19 protein-coding genes and 2 pseudogenes are annotated in these 18109 nt (G+C 71.7%); 6 read left to right on the top strand and 15 right to left on the bottom strand.

Going from position 1 to position 18109, the window contains the following annotated elements; genetic code table 11:
* A pseudogene (locus tag ND748_RS10725) lies at positions 1–202 on the bottom strand (phosphoglycerate mutase); the annotation flags it as partial.
* A gap of 259 nt (positions 203–461) precedes the next feature.
* Between ND748_RS10725 and ND748_RS10720 the strand changes: the two are divergent.
* Complete coding sequence (locus tag ND748_RS10720; protein WP_251745520.1) at positions 462–1421, top strand: DUF2993 domain-containing protein; 960 nt, start codon at positions 462–464, stop codon at positions 1419–1421.
* 27 nt (positions 1422–1448) lie between these two features.
* Here the strand turns inward: ND748_RS10720 and ND748_RS10715 are convergent, their stop codons facing one another.
* The 3 genes and pseudogenes from ND748_RS10715 to ND748_RS10705 all read right to left on the bottom strand — a co-directional run.
* The gene (locus tag ND748_RS10715) at positions 1449–3659 is read right to left on the bottom strand and encodes a phosphatidylglycerol lysyltransferase domain-containing protein (RefSeq protein ID WP_251745519.1); all 2211 of its coding nucleotides are present in this window, start codon (positions 3657–3659) and stop codon (positions 1449–1451) included.
* A 265-nt stretch (positions 3660–3924) separates the two neighbouring features.
* A complete protein-coding gene (locus ND748_RS33980; protein WP_251745518.1) occupies positions 3925–4191 on the bottom strand; it encodes a zinc-binding dehydrogenase in 267 nt (88 codons plus the stop codon).
* Between the two features lie 100 nt (positions 4192–4291).
* A pseudogene (locus tag ND748_RS10705) lies at positions 4292–4567 on the bottom strand (alcohol dehydrogenase catalytic domain-containing protein); the annotation flags it as partial.
* 144 nt (positions 4568–4711) lie between these two features.
* Between ND748_RS10705 and ND748_RS10700 the strand changes: the two are divergent.
* On the top strand, positions 4712–5116 hold the full coding sequence (locus tag ND748_RS10700; RefSeq protein ID WP_251745517.1) for a helix-turn-helix domain-containing protein: 405 nt from the start codon (positions 4712–4714) through the stop codon (positions 5114–5116).
* A 16-nt stretch (positions 5117–5132) separates the two neighbouring features.
* On the opposite strand, the gene ND748_RS10695 is transcribed toward ND748_RS10700, so the two are convergent.
* The 3 genes from ND748_RS10695 to ND748_RS10685 form a co-directional block, all read right to left on the bottom strand.
* Positions 5133–6449: a CBS domain-containing protein gene (locus tag ND748_RS10695; RefSeq protein WP_251745516.1), complete on the bottom strand. Its 1317-nt coding sequence runs from the start codon at positions 6447–6449 to the stop codon at positions 5133–5135.
* A complete protein-coding gene (locus ND748_RS10690; RefSeq protein WP_251745515.1) occupies positions 6449–6952 on the bottom strand; it encodes a sigma-70 family RNA polymerase sigma factor in 504 nt (167 codons plus the stop codon). The genes ND748_RS10695 and ND748_RS10690 overlap by 1 nt, the downstream gene beginning before the upstream one ends.
* An 814-nt stretch (positions 6953–7766) precedes the next feature.
* Positions 7767–8711 (bottom strand): LysR family transcriptional regulator, encoded by a 945-nt coding sequence (locus ND748_RS10685; RefSeq protein ID WP_251745514.1) that lies wholly within the window; start codon positions 8709–8711, stop codon positions 7767–7769.
* Positions 8712–8813: 102 nt separating this feature from the next.
* Here ND748_RS10685 and ND748_RS10680 point away from each other — a divergent pair, with 102 nt between their 5' ends.
* Positions 8814–10148, top strand: a complete 1335-nt coding sequence (locus tag ND748_RS10680; RefSeq protein WP_251745513.1) for an MFS transporter — start codon at positions 8814–8816, stop codon at positions 10146–10148.
* Here the strand turns inward: ND748_RS10680 and ND748_RS10675 are convergent.
* Positions 10119–10532, bottom strand: coding sequence for a helix-turn-helix domain-containing protein (locus ND748_RS10675; protein WP_285901912.1), 414 nt, complete (start codon positions 10530–10532; stop codon positions 10119–10121). The genes ND748_RS10680 and ND748_RS10675 overlap by 30 nt on opposite strands.
* A 206-nt stretch (positions 10533–10738) precedes the next feature.
* Here ND748_RS10675 and ND748_RS10670 point away from each other — a divergent pair, with 206 nt between their 5' ends.
* The gene (locus tag ND748_RS10670) at positions 10739–11308 is read left to right on the top strand and encodes a nitroreductase family protein (protein WP_308205621.1); all 570 of its coding nucleotides are present in this window, start codon (positions 10739–10741) and stop codon (positions 11306–11308) included.
* Positions 11309–11320: 12 nt separating this feature from the next.
* Here ND748_RS10670 and ND748_RS10665 read toward each other — a convergent pair whose 3' ends face one another.
* Entirely contained in the window at positions 11321–12952 is a 1632-nt protein-coding gene (locus tag ND748_RS10665; protein ID WP_251745511.1) for an MFS transporter, read from the bottom strand.
* Positions 12953–13017: 65 nt separating this feature from the next.
* On the opposite strand from ND748_RS10665, the gene ND748_RS10660 reads away from it, so the two are divergent.
* The gene (locus ND748_RS10660) at positions 13018–13665 is read left to right on the top strand and encodes a TetR family transcriptional regulator (protein WP_251745521.1); all 648 of its coding nucleotides are present in this window, start codon (positions 13018–13020) and stop codon (positions 13663–13665) included.
* 60 nt (positions 13666–13725) lie between these two features.
* On the opposite strand, the gene ND748_RS10655 is transcribed toward ND748_RS10660, so the two are convergent.
* The 3 genes from ND748_RS10655 to ND748_RS10645 all read right to left on the bottom strand — a co-directional run bounded on the left by ND748_RS10655 (position 13726) and on the right by ND748_RS10645 (position 15595).
* On the bottom strand, positions 13726–14421 hold the full coding sequence (locus ND748_RS10655; protein ID WP_251745510.1) for a hypothetical protein: 696 nt from the start codon (positions 14419–14421) through the stop codon (positions 13726–13728).
* Positions 14422–14771: 350 nt separating this feature from the next.
* Positions 14772–15359, bottom strand: coding sequence for a sigma-70 family RNA polymerase sigma factor (locus ND748_RS10650; RefSeq protein ID WP_251745509.1), 588 nt, complete (start codon positions 15357–15359; stop codon positions 14772–14774).
* 14 nt (positions 15360–15373) lie between these two features.
* Entirely contained in the window at positions 15374–15595 is a 222-nt protein-coding gene (locus ND748_RS10645) for a hypothetical protein (protein ID WP_251745508.1), read from the bottom strand.
* A gap of 411 nt (positions 15596–16006) precedes the next feature.
* Between ND748_RS10645 and ND748_RS10640 the strand changes: the two genes are divergently transcribed.
* The gene (locus ND748_RS10640) at positions 16007–16741 is read left to right on the top strand and encodes a DUF4184 family protein (RefSeq protein ID WP_251745507.1); all 735 of its coding nucleotides are present in this window, start codon (positions 16007–16009) and stop codon (positions 16739–16741) included.
* Positions 16742–16769: 28 nt separating this feature from the next.
* Here ND748_RS10640 and ND748_RS10635 read toward each other — a convergent pair whose 3' ends face one another.
* The 3 genes from ND748_RS10635 to ND748_RS10625 form a co-directional block, all read right to left on the bottom strand.
* Entirely contained in the window at positions 16770–17150 is a 381-nt protein-coding gene (locus ND748_RS10635; protein WP_251745506.1) for a hypothetical protein, read from the bottom strand.
* Complete coding sequence (locus ND748_RS10630; protein WP_251745505.1) at positions 17147–17650, bottom strand: hypothetical protein; 504 nt, start codon at positions 17648–17650, stop codon at positions 17147–17149. Before ND748_RS10630 ends, ND748_RS10635 begins: the two co-directional genes overlap by 4 nt.
* A gap of 4 nt (positions 17651–17654) precedes the next feature.
* Positions 17655–18109, bottom strand: a 455-nt coding sequence (locus tag ND748_RS10625; protein WP_251745504.1) for a PEP-utilizing enzyme, incomplete at its 5' end; no start/stop codon positions are given.

Here is an 18109-nt window from a genome sequence, read left to right as displayed (position 1 = left end):
GGGCAAGCGCCTGAGCCGTCTGACGGGCGCGGGCGGAACCGTCGGTGAGCACCCGAGCCCGGCGGGGCAGCACGCCGTCCACCACGGCCTGGGCCGCGAGCGCGGCGCGGCGCCGGCCATCGGGGTCGAGGTTCTCGTCCGCCGGGAATCGGGCGGCTCGCAGCGCCGGCGTCGGTGCCGAGCTCACCAACGCCAGCCGCATGGTTGCGCCACCTGTCATCAGCCGAGCGAACCGATGCTGCCGGCGACTGTCAATGTTCAGTCCGAGAAGCCGGCGCGGGCTCGGGGCGTCCGGATGTCACCGCCGACGCCGCCGGTCGAGGAGGTCGGGGCCGGGCGTTATCTCCTCGAGTCGCTCCGGCGGCGCACGCACCGCTGACGGTAGCCTGAGAAACACCGGCAGGGCATGGGAGGTCGAGGTCGACGCCGACCAGGGAAACGCCGACCAGGGAAGCGATGCCGTGGGCAGGCCGTGGAGCGAAAAATGGTCCCGGACCGGTGGTTACACCGTCGCCTCTCCCGGCGCGGGCGCGGCCGTCCCGACGGCAGCCGACGACGAGTCGCCGGAGCTGCCGGCGCAACCGGCGGACTCGCCGGAACGAGCCGCCGCGACCCGTCGGACCCGCACCACCTGGCGCCGGCGCCCCGGACGTGTCGGGATCGTGTTCATTGTCCTGACGGCGCTCGTCGCGCAGTTCCTCGTCGTCGACCGAGTCGCCGTCGCGTTCGCGAAACGGGAGATGGCCAGCCAGATCCGCAGCGGCGCCTTGGCCGGCCTGCCGTGTGACACCCCCCCGCCGACGGTCTCCGACGTCAGCATCGGCGGCTTCCCGTTCCTCACCCAGGTGCTGACCGGATCGTTCTCCGACGTCGGCATGACCATGACCGGCCTGCCCACGACCGGCCCCCGCGTCGAGCGGATCAGCGCACACGTCCGTGGCGTCCACGTCCCGATCTTCAAGCTCGCCACCGGTGGCGACGGCACCATTCGCATCGACGACATGAGGGCGGCGGTCCGCATGACGTACGCCGACCTCAACGCCTTCCTCCGCACCCAGCCCGGCCGGGTGCACATCACCCCGGTCGACGGCGGGAGCCGCCTGGAGATCACCGCGACCGCGAACATCCCGCTGCTCGGTGAGCAGCAGGTCGGCGGTGTGACCACCTTCGCCGTCCACGACAACAGGGTCATGCTGGTGCCGTCGGAGATCTCGCTGCGGGGACTGTTCGACCTGACGTTCCCGCTCGGCAACCTCGGCAGCTACGTGCCGCAGATCCCGATTCCCGTCGGTGACCTACCCTTCGACCTGACCGTCACCAACGCCTCGACCGACGCCACGGGTCTGTCGCTCGCCGCGACCGCGTCGAACATCAAAGTCTCGACGGCCGACCAGAAGCCCTGCCGCCCCACCGGCAGCTGACCCGCCGGGCGAGCCGGAACATCATGGTCAGGTGTTGAAGGGGGAACGGTCGGGGGCCTCGGCGTGGCGCGGTCGGGGGGAACGCGGTCGGGTGGCCCGGTGCGGGGAGCGGCGGGCGCCGTCACGGGAGTGGCCGCCGTCATGGGAGTCGCCGCCATCGTGGGCCTGATCAGGTTCCTGGCTGTGTCGGCCCTCGCGGGAGTGGCCGCCATCCGTCGGGTGAGTGCCCTCCCGGCGGCGGCCGGTGGACCGCGCCGGCAACTCTGCCCGCGCGGATCCCGCGGATCCCGCGGATCCCGGGGATGCTGCGGGTTCGGATGCTGGCCGGTCGGATGATTCCCGCGGCGCCTGCTGAGCCGTCACCGCTCCCGGGCCCGGGGCGGCGGCATGCGTGTTGCCGGGGTGCTCGCGCCCGCCGTCGGGACTCCGGTCATCGGGACTCTGGTGGTCGTCGGCGCTGCCGTCGTTGGCGTTGGCGTCGTTGGCGTCGCCGTCGTTGGCGTCGCCGTCGTTGGGGTTGCTGACGTCGGCTGTCGGGGAGGGCAGGTGCGGGCGGCGGGCGGGCAGCGAGGGGCGGGGGAGCAGGGCCTCGGCGCGCAGGGCGGCGAGCAGGACGCGGGGAAGGTCGCGGGTGGTCGGGTAGCAGCCGTAGCGAGGCTGCCAGTCCGGGTCGAACTTGGCGTTGAAGCGGTAGATCGACTCGATCCGGAACCAGCGGGAGGCTGCGAGCAGCAGCCCGCGCCACAGCCGCAGCGCGGGGGTCGCGCCCAGCCGTTCGCCGCGGGCCAGGGCGGCTCGGAAGGGGGCGAAGGTCAGCGACACCCGGGTGACGCGCAGCCGGTCGGCCTCGCGCAGCAGGGCCACCACCATGAACTCGGTCAGCCCGTTCGCGGCGGTGCGGTCGCGGCGCATGGCGTCCAGGGACAGGCCGTCCGGTCCCCAGGGCAGGAAGGTCAGCAGGCCGCGCAGTCGCCCGCCCTGGAACGCCCGGATGACGACACAGTCGGCGTCCTCGGGCGCGCCGACGCGGCCCAGGGCCATGGAGAAGCCGCGTTCGGCACCGCAGGAACGCCAGGCCGCCGCGCGGTCCGCCAGCGCCGTCCGCTCGGCCGGGTCCAGGTCGGTGACCCGGTCGATCCGGGTGGTGTAACCGGCGCGCTCGACCCGCGCCACCGCCTGCCGCACGCCGCGCATCGCCCGCCCGCCCAGGCTGAACACCGCGGTCCGCACGACCGCCTCGTCGCCGAGTTCCAGCACCCGCAGGCCGGCCCGCTGGTAGGCGCGCCCGCCGTCGGGTCCGCAGCCGAGCACCGCCGGGACCCAGGCGTGCGCGGCGGCGAGGTCGAGGAACGGGCCGATCACCCCGGGCCATGCCTCCGGGTCGCCGATCGGGTCGCCGGCGGCCAGCGCGACCCCGCCGACGACCCGGTAGCTGATCGCGGCCTTCCCCGACGGGGACCACAACACGCTGCGGTCGCGGCGCAGCGCCACGTATCCCAGCGAGTCCCGCCCGCCGTGGCGGGCCAGCAGCGTCCGCAGCCCGGTCTCGTCGGCCACGGTCAGCGCGGCGACCGGGGCGGCCGGGCGTAGCGCGAGGTAGCCGGGGACGGCGACGGTGAGCGCGCCGAGGGCGAGCAGGACCGCCCCGACGAGGTCACCGTCGCCCGGGCCGAAGCGAACCGGTCCGGTCACCCCGACGAGGCCCGCCAGCACATGCTCCAGCCGCGCCGCGAGGCCGCCGGCGCCGTGGCGGAACCGGATGACGGCCAGTCCGACGATCAGGTCCGCGGCGCCCAGCGCGGCGAGGGCGCCGAGGGCTCGCCACCTGGTCCGCGGATCACCGGCGGCGGGGAAGTGCCGCCGACAGGCGACCAGGACCGCGAACGGGACAAGGTCGATGGCCGCGGGGACTATCGCAAGGCCGCGGGCGAGGTCCAGCAGGACGGCCGCCCCGGACAGCGCCACCGCCGCGCGCCAGGCCCGGCGCTTGCGCCGGCGCAGTCCGTGGGCCAGGCCGATGAGCAGCAGGCCCACGCCCACGCTGGTGCCGGCGGCGGCCTGCGTCACCACCCCGGGGATCAACCGGCCGAGCCAGGTCCACCGGGTCGGCCGGTGGCTGATCGCGCCGATGACGTCGAGGAGCCCGACGAGGGCGGTCAGCGTCGCGATCAGGGCGGGTCCGGGCAGGCGCCCGCCGTTCGGGGCGGTCGCCGCCGTCCCATTCTTGCGACGCGTCACGAGGTAGGCGCTCCAAGCTACGGACCGGGGTCATGGGCGGCCCGGACGAGGTCCGGGACCGCCGGCACGGTACATCGCCGGCGCACCGGGCGGACCGGCGGTTCGCCAACTTTTGGGCGCGGCGACGGATCGTCGTCCCCGCGGCGACCCCCGGCTGTGCACGTCCGCGCAACCGTCGGGTTACCTGGTGAACGCGCTGCCGCAGGACGACCGCCGCCAACATCCGCCCGACAGCTCCCCGTCGGGCAGATCGGGGGGCGGGTCGTCAGGGGACGAGAACAGCCTTTCCGACGGCGGTGCGATCTTCGGCGTTGCGGTGCGCGGCAGCCGCCTGCGACAGCGGCAGGACGCTGCCGATGATCGGCCGCAGCGCGTCGCCGCCACCCAGAGCGAACGCCTGCTTCCGCAGTTGGGTGAGCCCGTGCGCAGGCAGCGCGGGCGAGGCGAAGCCGATGACCGACACCCCCCGGTGGAACACGGCCAGCGGGTCGAGGCGCGGTGGCTGCCCGCTGGTCGTCCCATAGATCACCATCCGGCCGTGCCCCGAGCGCCGTCGGGTCGTCGAGTGCCTCGGGGCGCGGCAGCACCGTGGCCGCGGGCACCACGGCGAGCTCCGCGTAGCCACCGTGGGACGTCGCGCCGACGACGTGGCGACCGACAGCCTCCGGATCGACGCCACCGCCGACGCCGACAACGGTGCCCGCTATCTCGAATCCCGGTGCGAAGGGCAGCGGCAGATCGGGCAGGGCATCGCGCATCAGCCCGGCCCGGATCTGGACGTCGGCGAATCCGATTCCCGCGGCGGTGACCCGGACCAGCAGCTCGCCGGGACCCGGCTGCGGATCAGCGATCTGCTCGACCCGCAGAACGTCGGGGGGACCGTACTCGTGAAAGCGAACGGCCTGCATTGTTCATTTCCTCGCGTCTGCGGCTGAGTGCCGCCGACACCGCTAGATCGGGGCGGCGCGGACGCGAAGGTAACCCGTGAAACACTGGTTACTGCAAAGGTAGTCGAGTCACCGCAAAGGTAGTCGAGCACCGCGAGGATACCGATGGAACCACTTAGCCAGGACATGTTCCACCCGGCCTGCCCCAGCGGCGCCGTGCCGATCCGCATCGGCGACAAATGGGCGGCCATGGTCATCGTCTGCCTGGAACAGGGCCCCCGCCGCTTCTCCGAGCTCCGCGTGCCGATGCACGTCGCCACCCCCAAGGTGTTCACCCAGACCCTGCGGGCGCTCGAACGTGACGGCATGATCACTCGCACCGTCCACGCGGAGGTACCCCCGCGGGTCGAGTACGAGCTGACGTCGCTGGGCTGCCGTCTTCTCGACCTCATCGCGGCCGGCCGCCGCTGGGCCGACGAGCACCTGCCCAACCTGCTCGCGGCCCGCGACAGCTACGCCGAACGCACCGGCGCCGTCGGTGGTGGCGGCTCGGTGTCGACCGGACCATGAGGCGCTGACGCCGGCCTCACGTGGCGGTGGCGCGGCGACCGATCCTCGCCGGGAGCGAACGCGACGGAAAGAGAATCGGCGTGACGGTACCCGGCTGGTCGAGGGTGTGGTTGGCGGGCCCGTTGTCCTGGTCGGGGCTGGTGAGCAGGAGTTCGGCGGTGACGTATCCGAGCCGTCGGCCATCCCGGCCGCGGACGACGACGATTCCCCCAGGATCGCGGGCGAGGGTGCGTCTGGCGGCGTCGAGCGGGGCGTCCGGAGGCACGAAGTCCGCCGGATGAATCAGGCCGGTGATTCGCTCGATCGACGGGGAGCCCTGGGTGGCGGCGAGCCGCTGCGCGAGGGTGGACAGGCGGATGACGCCGACGAGTTCGGAACCCGCCTCCACCGCGGCCACGTGGGCCTCGGCGGCGAACATCCGTTCCAGCGCCGCATGCACGGTCGTTCCGGCGGAGATCACCGGAACGGGGACGTCGTTGCGCATGACGTCGATGACCGTCCTCGCGGCGGGCCGACTGACGCGGTCGATTCGTCGGATCTGCTGATCGATCGGCTGGAGATCGCGGGCCGGCGGAACCAGCACAAAGCGGGAGTCGAACGTACATGCCCCAAGAGCTGCCATCTCTTCCGCCCAAACGACGTGCGCGGAAGGTCGGTCCGTGTGAGGTCGGAAGGAGCATGATCTCGGCGCCTGTGCCCGAGGTAGCGAAAATTCTTGGAGGTCCACCGTAAGAATCGTCACGGTGGAGTACCGGAACCGCAGGCCGAGATCGTCGCAGACGCCGGGATGGTGCTCCACCCCGACGGGGTTCACCAGCCGCCCGGCCAGCTCTGCCTTGACCCAGGACGTCCACCGGGATGCCGGCAGCAGTTCAGGCGTGCCTTCTCCTTCGGGCCGTGGGTGGCCGGAGGGGAGAAACAGGTCGTCCGGGCCGCGTGCGGCCGAAGTCTGCTCGGACCGACCCGGTGCGGGGGACCGCCCGCCGGTATCGCCGGGCTGAGGGGTGCCATCGCCGGCCTCAGCGGGGGCGGCGTCCGCGGCGCGGTCCGCCAGGACGCGGGCGAGATGGTCCTCGGCCTCGCCGCCGGCGGCCTCGGCGGCGAGGCGCAGCAGCGGCTCGGCCGCGTGGTCGTCGCCGGCCGCGAGATGCTCGAGTGCCTGGGCGTAGAGCGCGTCCTCGACGTCGAGGAGATCGGCGAGGCGCTGGATGCGGCGGCGTTCCCACGGGTCCTCGTCGGCATCCTGCATGATCTCGACGAAAGTCCGCCCGGAATCCCCGCCGGTCGGCTCTCCGGGGTCGGCAAGGGTCCTCAGCAGAGATTCGACGTCCATCAGTTGGTGCCCTCCTCCCGAGTTTCCCCGGAGCCCTCCACGAACTTCCTCATGTTCTTCTTGGCGTCACTGAACTGCGACTTCACCGTGCCGACGGAGATCTGGAGCACCTCCGCCGTCTCGGCCTCGCTGAATCCCGCCACGACCCGCAGCCAGAGCACCTGCCGTTGTCGTAGCGGAAGGCGGTGGACGAGCGCGAGCGCGGCCTGCCGGCCGTCCGGATCGACCGCCCCTTCCGCCGGGTCTGGGAGTGCCTGAAGATAGTCGGCCGGATCACCGGGAAGTGATCGGTCGCGCCGCTCCTTCAGGAGCTTCCACGCCAGGCGGCTGGCGATTCTGTACCAATATGTCCGGACCATCTCCGGGCGGTCGAGACTCGCATACCTGCGGGCCACGATCAGGATGCTGTCCTGGATGACATCGTCGACGTCGGGTTCCGGACAGCCGACGGAGAGCAGATACCCGCGAAGCCGGGCGGCATTGTCGTCGAAGAGTTTCTCCACCTCACTCGGCCACACACTCGGAAAGGACACGGCCCGAGATCGCTCGGGCAGGCCGCTCACCGCGGCGCTCCGGCTGCCTGCGGCGAAGCGTCGCCGCCGGGTTCGTGCGTCGTCGTCATACTGCTGGGCCCTCCGTTCCCGCTGCTTCGCGGTTGTGCCACTGCCTGCACAGAGCACCGCCGGACGGGAAAGGTTGGGCCGCGCCGAAAAAATATTCGGAGACGTCGTAGTCAGATCATCCAACCACGCCCGGCCCGGGTCGCCGGCGCGGCGCCCGAGTCAGGCGTACGCACTGGTCAGATGGGCAAACCGGGCAGATTTGCGACCCACTCCCAGAAGCACCCGGCCGGGTAGGCCGCGAAGGCGCCCGCGATTCCCGCGACGACGGCGCTGCCGACGAATCGGACGACCCGGCGCGTCAGCCGGACACCGTGACGATCTGGCTGATCTGGCTGATCTGGCCGTTCTGCCCGAGCCGGCCGAGTGGGCCGGTTCGGCGGAACCTGCCTGACCGGGACGGCGGCCGTGGACGGGACTCGGTGCTCCTGCAGGCGCGGGGTGGTGACCGGGTGGGTAGCTGCCATGGGCGAGACCTTCCATGCGGGAATGGGTGCCGGGCCTCGCCATGCCGGCATGCGGCGGTCCGGACGCGAGAACCCGGGAGCCGAACGGGCGCCATGTTCCTGCGGCGGGGTCAAAGGTGCCCACCGGCTCCATTCCTACAGAGGACCGCCGGCCCCGAAAGGTTGGGCCCGCGCCACGGCGCCCGCGCGTTCACGCTTCAGTGGAGTCCGAGCTGGGCCCGGCTGCAAAGTCACCTCTGTAGGGTTGCCCACGCCGGCATCCACATTCTGGTTTGGCACCGCCTGGGCCGGACCGACCGGAGGTGATGGAGGAGTGTGGCGAGCGCCGGGTGAGGATTGTCGCGATGCCAGATCAGGGAATGTGGGTAGACCGGTGTCGGGTCGTGCAGCGGGATGCGGCGCAGGTCGTAGTGGTTGGGCCAGAGCAGGCGGGTCTGCTCGCCGACAATGCTGGCCAGGGTCGCGGAGTCGGCGAGGACGTCCAGAAGGTGCTCGGTGCCGAAGTTGGGTCCGACCGGATCGATGGTGAGGCCGAACTCCGCGGCGAGGTCGTCGTAATACGTGGCCCACTCTGTCCCGGGGAGGATGCCGGGTATCCAGATCCGGTGTCCGACCAGGTCGGCAGGCGTGACGGCGCGAGCTGCGGCCAGCGTGTGGTCCGGCCCGGTGAGCAGTTCGTGGGGTTCGTCGACGACCCGGATCGCCTTGATGACGTCGGGCATCTGCCGCGCGGGGAGGGGGACAGCCCGAAACGACGCGTCGATCGTTCCGGCTCGGACGGCCGCGATGGCGGCGTCGACGCCGGAGTCGTCGAGGACCACGACATCCAGGTGGAGGTCGGGGTGGGCACCGTGGAAATCGCGGAGCAGGGCCGTCGGGGCGATCCGTCGGTTGATCACGTCTATGCGCAGCGCACGTCGGCCGGGTCGCACAGAATCCGTCGCCCGCCGTTCGACCTGGAGCAGCTCGCGGCCGTGCGGGAGAAACGCCCGGCCGTCGATCGTGAGCTGAGCTCCACGCGCTGTGCGAGTGAACAGCCGCACACCGAGATCTCCTTCGAGCTTGGCGATGCGCTTGGAGACCGCCTGCTGGGTGATCGCCATTTCGGCGGCGGTGTTCTGGAACTGACCGGTGTCCGCGACGGAGACAAATGTTCGCACAGCCTCGAGATCCACGTCGCCCGACGCTAGTCGCACAACCCGGGGTTGGGGCTCGCCGTTGCGGCGGTTGTTTGCTTCGGCCCTCTCCCACTCGCTTAGATCCTGCTGGTCAACGAGATGTCGTCCGGATGCGGCGGGAAGGGCTGGGGCGGGGTGGTGGGCGAGGGGCGGTCCGCGGAATGGCGCTTCGGGTGGCTCTGGGCCGCGTTTGCGGTGAGCACCTTCGGCACGTGGCTGGCGTTCGACGCGTTCCCGCTGATGGCGATCCTCGTGCTGCACGCCGGGCCGACCGGGGTGGCGGTGCTCGCGGCGGCGGGGCCGGCGGTGGGGGCGCTGGTGGCGGTGCCGCTCGGTCCCTGGGTCGAGTTTCGCCGCAAGCGGCCGGTGATGGTGGCGATGGACCTGACCCGGTTCGCCGCGGTGCTGAGCGTCCCCGTCGCGTTCGCGCTCGGCTGGCTCACCTTCACCCAGCTCGTCGTGGTGTCGATCACGGTCGCCGCGGCCGACATCGCCTTCACGGCCGCCGCCGGCGCCTACGTCAAGGGACTCCTGCGGGGCGAGGCCCTGCTCGTCGCGAACGCCCGATTCGAGTCGACGACCTGGACCGCCACCGTCGTCGGGCCGCCGCTCGGTGGGGCCGCGATCGGACTGTTCGGACCGGTGGCGACCGTGCTGGCCGACGCGATCAGCTACCTGCTCTCGGCGGCGGGACTCCGCGCGATCGGCGCGATCGGCGCGATCGGCGGGAGCGGCGGGCGCGAGCCGCGTTCCGCGCCGGCCGGCGTGCCGAGGGCCCGGATGCGCGACCTCGCCGAGGGGTGGCGCCACATCCTGAGCCACCCGGCGCTGCGGCCCCTGTTCGTCAACACGGTCCTGGTCAACGGGTTGATCATGGCGACGTCTCCGTTGGTCGCCATTCTGATGCTCGGCGATCTTGGGTTCGAGCCGTGGCAGTACGGCCTGGCGTTCGGTGTGCCCTGCGTGGGCGGGCTCGTCGGCTCTCGGCTGGCCCGGCCCCTCGTCGCGCGGCACGGGCGGCACCGGGTCCTGCTCGTTGCCGGCACACTGCGGGCGTGCTGGTCGCTCGGGTTGGCCTTCATCCGCCCTGGCACGGCCGGGATCGTGCTCGTGTTCGCCGTCCAGTTCGGCCTGGTCGCCTGCATGGGCGTGTTCAATCCCGTGTTCGCCACCTACCGGCTTGACCAGACCGATGCCAGGCGAGTCGTCCGGACGCTGTCGGCCTGGTCGGTCACCAGTAAGGCCGCCATCGCAACCCTGACGGCGCTGTGGGGCCTGCTGGCCGGCCTCACCAGCCCGCGGATCGCGATCGCGGCCGCCGGCCTGCTCCTGCTGGCGACCCCCCTGCTGCTTCCGCGGCACGCCCTCGTCGGGCAGCCCGAGTCCGGACCGGTCGCTGCGCTGCTACCTGAGGTCGGCCCCGGCGGAGGGTAGCGGCCGCGCGGCGGCGCGGGCGCGTTCGATGTCGTTGATGTGGGTCTCGGTCCAGCGGCGCAGGGCGGTGATCGGCTCGGCGAGGCTGCGGCCGAGGGGGGTCAGCGTGTAGTCGACGCACGGCGGGCTGGTGGGGTGGACCGTGCGGGTGACGAATCCGTCCGTCTCCAGGGCGCGCAGCGTCTGGGTGAGCATCTTCTGCGAGACGCCCTCGATGCGGCGGGCGAGCTCGGTGTAGCGCATCGTGTCGTCGCGCAGCAGTGCGTCGACGATCAGCACCGTCCACTTGCCGGCGATGTGGTCGAGCACCTGGCGGGTCGGGCACTTCGCGCAGAAGGCGTCCGCGGGCAGCCCCGAGGACTCGACCACTGTCCGGTCATCCATACAGGGGAGAGTAGCGCACCAATAAGTTCCTTCTTTCGAAAAGAGAGTCACTCCCCGACAGTGAGTGCCATGACGCAGCTTCTGCCCTCCGGACCCGCCGCCGGTCTCGTGACGCCTGCCCGGCCGACTCTGTCCGTCGCGGACGCGATCCGGACCCGCCGCACGGTCCGCCACTACCGGCCCGAGCCGGTCCCGGCCGCCACGCCCTGCTCGCCCTGCTCGCCCTGGCCGTCGAGGCACCCACGTCCTGGAACCTGCAGGACCGCTCGATCGTCGTCGTCAGCGACGAGGCGGGCCGGGAAGGTCTCGTGCGCGCCACCGGCGGGCAGCCGCAGCCGGCCGAGGCTCCGGTCGTCCTCGTCTTCGTCGCGCAGCCGCAGGCCTGGCGCGCCGACCAGGCCGACATCTACGACCAGGCCCGCGAGGCCGGCGCCTGGTCGGACGACTTCATCGCCATGTTCGCCGCCGCGTCCGACGACTTCCAACACGACCTCGAACGGCGCGGCCTGCTGCGCGAGTACGCGATCAAGGATGCGATGATCGCCGCGACCTACGTGCTGCTCGCCGCCACCGAACTGGGCCTGGCCAGCTCGCCGATGAACGGCTGGGACGAGGCCGCCGTGAAGGAGACCGTCGGCATCGCCGACCGCGACGACCTCGCCATCGCCCTGCTGGTCGCCGTCGGCTATGCCGCGGAGGAACGCCGCCATCCCGGCCGGCGTCCCGTCGAGCGCAACGTCTTCCACCAGCGCTACCCACGGCTACCGACGCGCTGACGGAGCGGGAGCTCAGGTCCGCCGTTCGGTGCGCAGCAGGAGGGCGACGGCGAGCGCGGCGATCCCGGTGACGACCGCGCCGCCGACGAAGGCGATCTGCATGCCGTCGACGAAGGCGCTCTGGGCACGGCCGAGGACCGGCTCGCCGAGGTGGGCGGCCACGCCCAGCGAGGAGCGGGCCTTCTCGGCGAGGGCCGGCGGGAGCACGGCGGGCAGGGCCAGGTGGCTGCGGTAGGTGGAGCTGAGCAGGCTGCCAAGCACGGCGATGCCCAGCGCCCCGCCGAGTTCACGGGACAGGTCGTTGACGGCGGAGCCGACGCCCTGCAACGCCGGCGGCAGGCTGTCGGTGACGGCGGTGGTCGCCGGCGTCATCGCCAGGCCCATGCCGACGCCGAGCGGGAACAGCCCGGCCAGCAGCAGCCAGTACGAGCTGCCCTGGTCGAGCCGGGACAGCACGAGCATCCCGGCGGTGATCAGGAGCAGCCCGGCCACGCAGCAGGCACGGGCGCCCACGGCGGCGGTGACCTTCGGGGCGAGGCGGGCGGCGGGCATCATTCCGGCCGCCATCGGCAGCACGCTGACCGCGGCGACGAGCGCGCTGTCGCCGCGGACGAGCTGCAGGTACTGCATCGTGATGAAGATCAGGCCGAAGAAGGCGAAGAACTGCAGCAGGATCGACAGGGTGCCCGCGGCGAAGGCCGGCCGGGTGAACAGCCGCGGGTCCAGCAGCGGGGCGCGGGTGCGCAGCTCCCAGGCGACGAATCCGACCAGCAGCACGACGCCGGCACCGAGCCCGAGCAGGGTGGGGACGCCGAGCCAGCCGCGCTCCGGCGCCTCGATGATCGAGTAGACGAGCGCGCCGAGGCCGGCGATCGAGATCACGGCGCCGACGACGTCCAGCGGCGGCCCGTCCGAGGCGGCCGAGTCGGGCACGAATCGCCAGGTCCCCACCGCGGCGAGGGCGGCGAGCACGACGCCGAGGACGAACACCGAACGCCACGACCATGCCTGCAGCAGCAGGCCGGAGGCGAGCAGGCCGACGACGGCGCTGGCCCCGGCGACGGCCGCCCACACCCCGACCGCTGCCGCCCGCCGGTCCCGCGGGAACGTGCCGGTGATCGTCGACAGGGTCGCCGGCATCACCAGCGCCGCGCCGACGCCGAGCACGCAGCGCAGCCCGATCAGCGCCGTCGCGCTGCTCGTGAACGGCGCCGCCGCCGAACCGGCACCGAAGATCAACAGTCCGGCCAGCAGGGCGCGCCGCCGTCCGAAACGGTCGCCCAGCGCCCCGGCCGGCAGCAGCAGCGCGGCGAAGACCAGGCTGTAGGCGTCGATGATCCAAGACAGTCGGGTCTGCGAGGCGTGGGTGTCGGCGGCGATCGACGGCAGGGCGACGTTCAGCGACGACATCGCCGAGATCACCGTGGCCAGCGCTCCGCACGTGACCACCAGCACCCGGGTGTGGTGGACGACGGACCCCGGCGTGGACGTCGGGTGCGTCTCTGTCGTGGCCGTGGCCGTGGCCGTGGCCGTGGTCGTGGTCGTGGTCGGCGTCGTCGGCGTCGGCGTCGGCGGCGGCGCTGGCGTGGGCGTGGGCGTGGCTGTTGCCGGGGGGGTTGTCGGCGGCGATGCCGGTGTGGTCATCTCGGTCCTCCAGGTCGGTGCGCTGGATGGACCTTGACGGGGCCGGCTACCGTTGTTCAACCGTGATGAATTCTTCGCCGCGGCGTGGACGGCGGCCCGGCAGCCCCGACGTGCGGGCCCAGATCCTCGCCGTCGCCCGGGACCGGTTCCGCCGCGAGGGCTACGAGGCGGTCACGATGCGTTCCCTCGCGGCGGAGGCCGGTGTCGACGCGGCCCTGATCAGCTACTACTTCGGCTCCAAGCGTGGCCTGTTCGCGGCCGTCCTGCAGCTCACCATGAACCCCGCGGATGTCCTGGCCAGCCTGCTCGAAGGCGAGCTGGAATCCCTGCCTCAGCGGGCGATCCGCGCCCTGGTGGTCGGCTGGGACCGGCCCGAGACCGGGCTGCCGCTACTCACCGCGGTCCGCGCGGCGGTGGCCGACCCCGAGCTCGCGACGCTGCTCCGCGGCGGCCTGCAGCGGGAGATGGTCGACCGGCTGGCGGACCGCCTCAGCGGCGCCGACGCCCGCCACCGTGCGGGCACGTTCGTCGGCCAGCTCGGCGGCCTGGTGTTCACCCGCTACGTCCTGGCCGTCGAACCGCTCGCCTCCATGACCGCTGATGAAATAGTCCGCACCCTCGGCCCGGCCCTGCGCACCACCCTGTTCGGCCCCGTCACCGGCCATGCCCGCCGTCCGGACGCCGACGGTGGCCGCCCGGCTGTCCGCCGGTAGTTGGCCGGGTCCTGGGTCCGTCACCATGCCGTGTGCAGGGTTGGCTTCGGGTTGTTCCGCTCAGGAATCGACCAGGGCCATCGCGGTATCCACATCTGCCATGCCGTCACGGATCTCGAAGACTCCAGGTTCAACCTCCTCGGAGCGCTGTTCAATCAGCTCCCGCCACGCCGGTGGCCAGCGGGTGGTACGCGACCAGCGGACACCGATCAGCGGAACACCAATCAGGTTGGCATCCCGTAGATCAGCCTCGGTGAAGTCGTTACGGGCCCGGACGAGATTGTCCAGCAGAGCGCTGTTCACGGCGGTGTCGAGTGCGGGCTTGATTGTGAAAGCTTCGGCGAGTGCCCGTGCACGGTCACAGGCTCGGGCGAGGTCTCGGCCATGAGACAGATCGGCGACGAAGGCGTCGGCCAACTCGCGACCGGGGGAGGGCATGCGGTCGAGCGCCCGGTCGAGAACACGGGCGAGGACCCGGGCTCGGGTGAGGACGAGGTCGACGGCCATGTCCCGGGTGAGAGTGTCGGCCTCCGCAGGGACTACCGCGTGGTCGTAGGCAAGGTATCGGGCAAGGCCGCGGATGCGGTCGTAGGAGGCGTCGAGATCGAAGGCGAGGTCCCACCCGAGGTCGAGATCGAACTCGCGGGCGAGGTCCCGTGCAAGGGTGAGATTTCGCCCGAGGGTAAGAGCGCGGTCCCGGCCCGGAGCGCGCATGAGGCCGTCAGCAAGGTCGACGACGATGTCGAGCCGTAGCACCAGGACGAGACCGACAATGGCAGGGTGGCCGCGCAGGGCCAGTCGCTCGGGAGGTGGCAGGGCTCGGAGGTGGCGGGCCGTCGCGGTTTCTGCCCTTCCAAATCCGTCCGTACTGTGTGTCGTGGAAGGGCGTGTCCGCAGCGGGGAGGCTGGCCCGGTGGCCGGTACGATAGCCGCTAGGCCGGCACTGACATCAAGCGATGAATGTATGTCGTCGACGACGGTAGCGTGCCGGCCCGGCAGCAGCGCATCGCGTAGGCCGGCATCAAGGTCCAGAATCTGACTCAGTTCCCTGATCAAGGCGATCTGGGACGCCTCAACCCAGGCCTGCGGGTCGTCCTCGGGCCGGGTCACGGCGCGTCCACCTCCCCCGCCGGGAAAATTCGGGATGCGAGCGTCCGGCGCGCCTTGTAGAGATTGGCCCGTACTGCTCCCGAGCTCATCCCCAGTTCCTCGGCGATCTCGGTGGGGGTGTAGCCGTCGCAGTTCCAGGCCATAATCTGTCGCTGACGTGGGGGGAGTAGTGCGAGTAGGCGTAATACCTCGTGTCGCTCGACCACCGCGTCGAGACTGTTGCTGTCGCGGATCAGTACTGAGAGCGGCTCCGGGACCTCGACGACAAGATCTTCGGGGAGGCTGGCGATCCGCCGGACGTATGCGCGAGATGCTACCCGCCGTGTCCAGGCTTCTGGGTGTCTGATCCGATCCCAGTCGCGGAAGGCCATCGCCATGGTGTCCTGGGCGATGTCGGCGGCGTCGGCGGGGCGGACTCCTTGCCAGACCAAAAAATTTACCAGCTTAGGGACAAATGCTCGATAAAATCTACTGAACTCGGCCACCTTTGTTGCAGAGGGACCGACAAGATCGCCGGCGACCGGGCTGGTGGGCGTCGTTCCATGTAGTGCGGCAGGGTCAGGGGGGTCGATTCGGCTGTCCATGGCGTCGCGCTCCGTCAGTTGGCCACGTTGGACTTCACGATCATGGTGAGCCGCGTCCCGTCGGGGCGACGCTCGAGCAACGCGCTACCGGGCGGCAGGGCCTGTGCGAGATCGACCAGCAGGTGGCGATGGGCATCCTCCTTGCGCCGCGAAGAGCGGAGGCGAAGGCACAGCTCCACCAGGACAAGCACATTGCCGGCGACGACTGTCGAAGCCGCGGCGAGAACCGGATCCATCTATCTGCTCCTTGTACAAAAAGCGCGTCAACGTTGACGTCCACAGGTAGAGCAGCCTGAGGGCCCCGGACGTTAACCAGGTTGGCAAGATTGTTCATATTCGTCCGGCCTCGCGCAGGCTCCCAGCGCGGCCTGTATGCTGCCGGGCTTCGAGCTGTCTTTCCGCCCGGCGGAGCTCGGGTTCCGGAAGGCGCGGCGGGGGTGCGGCCGTTCCGCCTCCGAGGGTGCCGACTCCCCAGGTCCTGCCGGAGAGTCGTGCTTGGTGGCGTCGGGAAGGCGGCACCCGACCTAGCCGTGGGACGAGCTCGGTGACCGTTTCGTCGCCGAGGTGGTGGATCACACCAGGCCAAGGATCTATAGGCTGGGACCCGGGATCTTCGCCGTGTCGATCTGCGTGATGTGGGGTTGAGGGTGCCGTTCACGTTGAGCCATCCGGCGGCGGTGCTGCCGCTGCGGCGGCTCGGGCTGCCGATGAGCGCGATGGTGGTCGGGTCGATGGTTCCCGACGTGCCGGTGTTCTTCGAGTGGCCGAAGTTCTACCGGCTCACGCACAGCCTGCTCGGTGTCGTGACCGTCGCGCCGGTGCTGTCGCTGGTCGCGTTGGGGGTGTGGTTCTGCCTGACTCGCGACCCCCTGGTCGATCTGGCGCCGGAGCCGGTCCGGTTGCGGCTGGCTCCCCGGGCACGGCTCACGGGACGCCAGTGGCGGCTGGCACCGGTGGCCGCGGCCGTGGGGGCGGCGACCCATGTCGGCTGGGACGACTTCACCCACGAAAATCGGTGGGGCGTCCGGCAGGTGGCCTGGTTGCGCGCCGAGCATGGCGCCCTGCCCGGTTTCAAGTGGCTTCAGTACGGCATGAGCGTGGCCGGGCTGGTGCTCGTCGCGGCGGCGATCGTCGCCCATCTGCGGGCACTGCCACGCCGGGCGCGGCGGCCACGGCGGCATCCGTCGGAGTCGGTGGTCCTGCCGGCGGTGGTGGTCGTCGCCGCGGGAGTCGGCGGTGTCGTCGGCCTGGCGAACGTGCCGCGCGGGCTGCACGCCGTCACCTTCCACGGGGTCGTCACCGGTGTGCTGGCGCTGGTGGCCGGGTTGCTCCTCGTCGCCGTCGGCTGGCAGGCGGCAGCGCGCCGGCCGACCGTCGAGTAGTCCGCGCGGGTGGTGGTGGTCCGGTCGCTCAGGCGGCGCCGGAGTGCATGCTGACGACGTTGCCCTTGACGTGGTTGACGACGAGGTCCTCCAGGCAGCCGCGTAGGCGGCGGCGGGTGTCGTCGGGCAGGGAGGGGCGCAGGACGGCGCGGAAGGTCCGCCCACCCGCCGGGGCCGGCTCGTCCTCGCCGGTCCAGCCGATCGTGGCGATGCAGGTCTGCCACAGGGCCGTCGCCGCGAAGGCGTCGCCGTGCCCGAAGTCGTTGTCCTTGATCTTGAAAAGGACGGTCGTCTGGGCCTCGGCGCCGGCGCCGCCGTGATATTCGGTCGCCTCCTGGAGCAGGTGCACCCCGCCGAGGACGACCACGACGGCGACGACGAGCACGACCAGCGGGCGCAGCGCTCTCATCGCGGGCTGGTCGGCTGGCGCAGCAGGCGCAACGGGTCCGCCGAGTCGTCGAGCAGGCCGCCCGGCGGCGGGCCGAGCTTCGCCATCGTCGCCGCGACCCCGGGGTCGGCGACGCTGCCGGCCGTCGCGCGGGCCAGCCGCTCCACCACCCAGGCCAGGCCCGACAGCAGCAGCCCGGCGCCCATGAGGATCGGGATGAACACCGGCGCGGACGAGCCGTCGGCGCGCAGCCAGTCGAACACGGCCGAACGCTGCGGCGGGGCCTCCCGCAGCCTGGCCTCGATGCGCCGTCGCCGCTCGGGGCTCGCCTGCGCGGTGGCGGCGAGCCGGCCGATGCGCTGCCACAGCGTCACCCCGACGAGCATGACCTCGACGGCGATGAAGATGACCCCGCTGGTCAGCGCCCGGTTCCACTCCCACCGGTACAGGTAGACGAAGAAGTAGGCCCCCGAGCCGATCAGCGTGATCGCGGCGATCCCGGGAACGACGAGTCTCCGCATGCGCTCAAACCCCGCTCTCGGCAGGCGCGGCGCCGGCCTCGGTGTCGCCGGCCTCGGTGTCGCCGGCCTCGGTGTCGCCGGCTTGGGTGTCGCCGGCTTGGGTGTCGCCGGCCTCGGTGTTGCCGGTTTCGGCGTTGCCGTCCCCGACGCGTTCCACCTCGCCGACGCTGCCGTCCACGATCACCTCGTCACCGTCGGCGAACGTCGTCGTGGCGTCGGCGACGCCGATCACGGCGGGGACGCCGTACTCGCGGGCGAGGATCGCGAGATGGCTCAGCGGGCTGCCGGTCGTCGACACCAGGCCCGCCAGCTCCGGCAGCGCGCTGGCCAGCGCCGGATCGAGCGTGTCGACGACGAGGATCCGACCGGCGGCGTCGGACGGGTCGTGGGTGACCGTGCCGCGGGCCCGCCCGGGGCTGACCCCCTGGGTGGCGCCGGCGTTGCGGCCCGCCGCGACGA

The organism is Frankia sp. AiPs1 (assembly GCF_023716945.1).
Classification (GTDB): Bacteria; Actinomycetota; Actinomycetes; order Frankiales; family Frankiaceae; genus Frankia.
The sequence above is the reverse complement of the archived record's forward strand: the minus strand, read 5'-3'. Positions and strand labels throughout refer to the sequence as shown.

What these genes read in the sequence shown, in the direction of transcription:
- ND748_RS10635 (WP_251745506.1), bottom strand. Translation starts at nt 17,150, where the DNA reads ATGAGAGCGCTGCGCCCGCTGGTCGTGCTCGTCGTCGCCGTCGTGGTC.
- ND748_RS10695 (WP_251745516.1), bottom strand. Translation starts at nt 6,449, where the DNA reads ATGGACGTCGAATCTCTGCTGAGGACCCTTGCCGACCCCGGAGAGCCG.
- ND748_RS10660 (WP_251745521.1), top strand. Translation starts at nt 13,018, where the DNA reads ATGAATTCTTCGCCGCGGCGTGGACGGCGGCCCGGCAGCCCCGACGTG.
- ND748_RS10675 (WP_285901912.1), bottom strand. Translation starts at nt 10,532, where the DNA reads ATGGATGACCGGACAGTGGTCGAGTCCTCGGGGCTGCCCGCGGACGCC.
- ND748_RS33980 (WP_251745518.1), bottom strand. Translation starts at nt 4,191, where the DNA reads ATGGTGATCTATGGGACGACCAGCGGGCAGCCACCGCGCCTCGACCCG.
- ND748_RS10630 (WP_251745505.1), bottom strand. Translation starts at nt 17,650, where the DNA reads ATGCGGAGACTCGTCGTTCCCGGGATCGCCGCGATCACGCTGATCGGC.
- ND748_RS10645 (WP_251745508.1), bottom strand. Translation starts at nt 15,595, where the DNA reads ATGGATCCGGTTCTCGCCGCGGCTTCGACAGTCGTCGCCGGCAATGTG.
- ND748_RS10700 (WP_251745517.1), top strand. Translation starts at nt 4,712, where the DNA reads ATGGAACCACTTAGCCAGGACATGTTCCACCCGGCCTGCCCCAGCGGC.
- ND748_RS10665 (WP_251745511.1), bottom strand. Translation starts at nt 12,952, where the DNA reads ATGACCACACCGGCATCGCCGCCGACAACCCCCCCGGCAACAGCCACG.
- ND748_RS10650 (WP_251745509.1), bottom strand. Translation starts at nt 15,359, where the DNA reads ATGGACAGCCGAATCGACCCCCCTGACCCTGCCGCACTACATGGAACG.
- ND748_RS10680 (WP_251745513.1), top strand. Translation starts at nt 8,814, where the DNA reads ATGTCGTCCGGATGCGGCGGGAAGGGCTGGGGCGGGGTGGTGGGCGAG.